Below are 272 nucleotides of genomic sequence, written 5' to 3'. Positions count from 1 at the left end.
GTACCCTCACGCACGGTGCGGATCTGACCCTGACCAGCCTTGGTCGCACTCTTCCCGGCAGGGCGCACGTCAAAAATAAAATTAAACGTGTTGACCGTGCCCTGGGTAATACCGCCCTTCACCGGGACATTCCCCGTATTCAGCGCCTGCTCACACATTCCATCACTTCCCTGATGCCCTTCTGTGTGATTGCTGTCGACTGGACCGGCTGGCATGACAGGAACTGGCATCTGCTGCGGGCAAGTCTGGTCTGTAATGGTCGCTCACTGCCG

General features: G+C 57.7%; 1 pseudogene. It reads left to right on the top strand.

Annotation, left to right across the window (positions count from 1 at the left end):
• Positions 1 to 272, top strand: a pseudogene (locus APU11_RS28725) (IS4 family transposase); the annotation flags it as partial.

The sequence above is a fragment of the Enterobacter sp. 50793107 genome (genome assembly GCF_001463365.1).
GTDB classification, from domain to species: Bacteria; Pseudomonadota; Gammaproteobacteria; order Enterobacterales; family Enterobacteriaceae; genus Enterobacter; species Enterobacter cloacae.
This window is presented reverse-complemented; position numbering and strand designations above follow the sequence as displayed.